Raw genomic sequence first — 2,749 nt, forward strand, 5'->3', positions numbered from 1 at the left:
GGCCGGCGAGCTAGACCTGGTCGCCATTCACGACGGCGCCCGTCCGCTCGCCGGGGTGGCGCTGTTCGAGGCGACGCTGGCGGCGGCCCGGACCCACGGCGGCGCGATCCCGGTGGTGCCGGTGCGCGACCTCCTCACGACCGATCTCCATCCCGTCGTCGGCGAGCTCGGCGGCGTACAGACTCCGCAGGCGTTCCGGGCCGACCTCCTCCTCGCCGCGCTCCGCGCGGCAGCCGAGTCGGGGTTCGAGGGCACCGACACCGCGGCCGTCCTGGCCGAGCACGGCGAGGTCGACGTCGTGGCCGTCCCGGGCAGCCCGGCCAACCTGAAGATCACCTTCCCCGAGGACGTGACCGCTGCCGAGCACCTGCTGCTGTCGCGGGATATCCATGGGTGAGATGGCTGGGAATCACGGCTGAGGCGAACCATCCCTCCCATGGATATCGGGCCGGGGCACCTCAGCCGGCGGTGAGCGCCTCCAGCACGGCGATCTCCTCGGCCGAGGTCACGCGACGGGCGGAGGCGGGCGCCTCGACGAGTACGACGCGATGAGTCGTGGCCAGGGACGCGACCAGCGCGACCAGGTCGGTTCCGGGTTCGTCGGCGAGCATCGACACGACCGAGGGCGGCAGCACGACCGGGGACACGATCGAGATCAGCCCCTCGCGGTCCACGGTCTCGCCGACCAGGCCGTCGGCGATCCGCTTGATGGTGTCGGTGACCGGCCGGGTGCCGACCACAATCACATCCTCGGCCAGCGCTCGGCCTACGCACGAGGCGATGAAGTCGGCCGGCGTCATCGGGCAGAGCGCGTCGTGCAGCACGACGGGCTCGTCTGCGCGGCGTACGGCGTCCCAGGTGATCCCGTTGTCGAGCGGCGTCACGCCTGCCTCGCCGAGCGCCCAGGCAGCGCACGCGACGAGCGCCTCCCCATGGATGAGTGCGTAGGGCAGCGAGCCGCGATCCACGTCGAGCACGATCCCCAACGCCGGCGGCGGGTCGTCCTCGTAGGGGTCGAACAGGGTGTCAGTCATGGCTGGCCCACCGTAGGACCTGCGCACATGCAACGAGGCCCCGGCATCGATCCGGGGCCTCGTGGTGGAGCAGGTTCAGCGGTGCGTCAGGACGCGAGCACCTCGTCGAGGATGGCCTCAGCCTTGTCCTCGTTGGTGTGCTCGGCCAGCGCGAGCTCGGAGACGAGGATCTGGCGAGCCTTCGCCAGCATCCGCTTCTCGCCGGCCGACAGGCCGCGGTCACGCTCGCGGCGCCACAGGTCGCGGACGACCTCCGCCACCTTCATGACATCGCCGGAGTGGAGCTTCTCGAGGTTGGCCTTGTAGCGACGCGACCAGTTGGTCGGCTCCTCGACGTGCGCGGCACGGAGGACGTCGAACACGCGCTCGAGACCTTCCTTGTCGACGACGTCGCGGACGCCCACGAGGTCGAGGTTCATGGCCGGTACCCGCACGACCAGGTCCTGCTGGGCAACGATCCGAAGGACGAGGTATTCGCGGTCCTCACCCTTGATCTGCCGCGTCTCGATGTCCTCGATGACAGCGGCCCCGTGATTCGGGTAAACAACCGTTTCGCCGACGGTGAAAGTCATGTATTTGTACCCCTTCCTAGGTGATGAGTCTAACACGCCACCGGAATGCTCCTGACATCGTTTGCGCAGGTCAGAGCGCACGTGCGGTCTTGACAGACGGCGCATCGTGTGGTCCGCCCGGCGAGGATTCCTCCGGGCAAACGCCCCGAATGCCCCCTCGACGGGCCCCGGTGTGCACATACTGCGTGACATGTCGCCCCTCAAGCGCCAGCGCGAGCGCGCGCCTGCGGACGCTATTCCTCGTACGCCGCACGCCGCCCCCGCTCCGGTCCCGACCCCTCCCCCGGCGCGGTCCGCCGACGACACCGCCGAGTCGGGCAGGCACCGGTTCAGGCTGAGCGAGACCCTGCCGGCGCTCCTCGCCAGGGCCGCGCACCCGAAGCAGGCCCTGCTCACGGCGCTCGGCCTCGCGGTCGCGGCCGCGATCTCCGGCCGTCCCCTGCGCGAGAGCGCACTGGTGTTCACCACCGTCCTCGTCGGTCAGGCCCTGCTCGGCTGGGACAACGACCTCGTCGACCGGGCGCGCGACGAGCGCCACGAGCGGCCCGGCAAGCCGATCGCCAGCGGGCTGCTCGACCTCGGCACCGCGTGGTTCAGCGTGACCTGCGCACTGCTCCTGGTCGTACCCCTCTCCCTCAACGCGGGATCGCGGGCCGGCGCCGCCTATCTGATCGCCCTGCTCATCGGGGTGGTCGGCAACCGGGTGCTCCGCGGCAGCGTGCTGTCGTTCGTCCCCTGGATGCTGCAGTTCGGGCTCTACCCCGCCTACCTGGCGTACGGCGGCTGGAACGGCACCGGCCCGGACACGCCGCCCACCGTGGTGATGACCGTGCTCGCCGGACTGCTCGGGCTGGGGGTGCACTTCCTGCGCGCACTGCCGGGTCTGGTGCCCGACAACGCGGACGGCCTGCGATCGCTCCCGCTGCGGATCGCCCTGCGGACCGGAGCACCCCGACTGCTCGTGCTGTCGGGGGTCTTCACGGGCGCGGTCGTCGTGGTCCTGCTCATCGCAGGACAGGCGATCGGTCTGACCTGAGTCGACGCTAGGCTGTGCGCCATGCAGTTCCGACGCGCCCTCGCGCTCACGACCGCCGCCGTCGCACTGGCCACGACCGGCCTGTCCTCCTGCGGTTTCGACAACGC

Annotated in this window: 4 protein-coding genes; 2 read left to right on the forward strand and 2 right to left on the reverse strand. The window is 70.6% G+C overall.

Translation table 11 applies throughout. From position 1 onward, the window contains the following. Positions 1-397 (forward strand): 2-C-methyl-D-erythritol 4-phosphate cytidylyltransferase (locus tag RMO85_RS10875; protein WP_310528744.1); only part of this gene is annotated, 397 nt, incomplete at its 5' end. 61 nt (positions 398-458) lie between these two features. Here RMO85_RS10875 and RMO85_RS10880 read toward each other — a convergent pair. Continuing rightward, on the reverse strand, positions 459-1,034 hold the full coding sequence (locus RMO85_RS10880) for a 2-C-methyl-D-erythritol 4-phosphate cytidylyltransferase (RefSeq protein ID WP_310528745.1): 576 nt from the start codon (positions 1,032-1,034) through the stop codon (positions 459-461). Between the two features lie 86 nt (positions 1,035-1,120). Further along, entirely contained in the window at positions 1,121-1,606 is a 486-nt protein-coding gene (locus RMO85_RS10885) for a CarD family transcriptional regulator (protein WP_310528746.1), read from the reverse strand. A gap of 190 nt (positions 1,607-1,796) precedes the next feature. Between RMO85_RS10885 and RMO85_RS10890 the strand changes: the two genes are divergently transcribed. Beyond that, positions 1,797-2,642: a UbiA family prenyltransferase gene (locus RMO85_RS10890; protein WP_310528747.1), complete on the forward strand. Its 846-nt coding sequence runs from the start codon at positions 1,797-1,799 to the stop codon at positions 2,640-2,642. Positions 2,643-2,749: the final 107 nt, after the last annotated feature.

This window comes from Nocardioides sp. (assembly GCF_031422975.1).
GTDB lineage: Bacteria > Actinomycetota > Actinomycetes > Propionibacteriales > Nocardioidaceae > Nocardioides.

Coding starts and splice junctions, on each gene's coding strand:
- RMO85_RS10890 (WP_310528747.1), top strand. CDS start 1,797: ATGTCGCCCCTCAAGCGCCAGCGCGAGCGCGCGCCTGCGGACGCTATT.
- RMO85_RS10885 (WP_310528746.1), bottom strand. CDS start 1,606: ATGACTTTCACCGTCGGCGAAACGGTTGTTTACCCGAATCACGGGGCC.
- RMO85_RS10880 (WP_310528745.1), bottom strand. CDS start 1,034: ATGACTGACACCCTGTTCGACCCCTACGAGGACGACCCGCCGCCGGCG.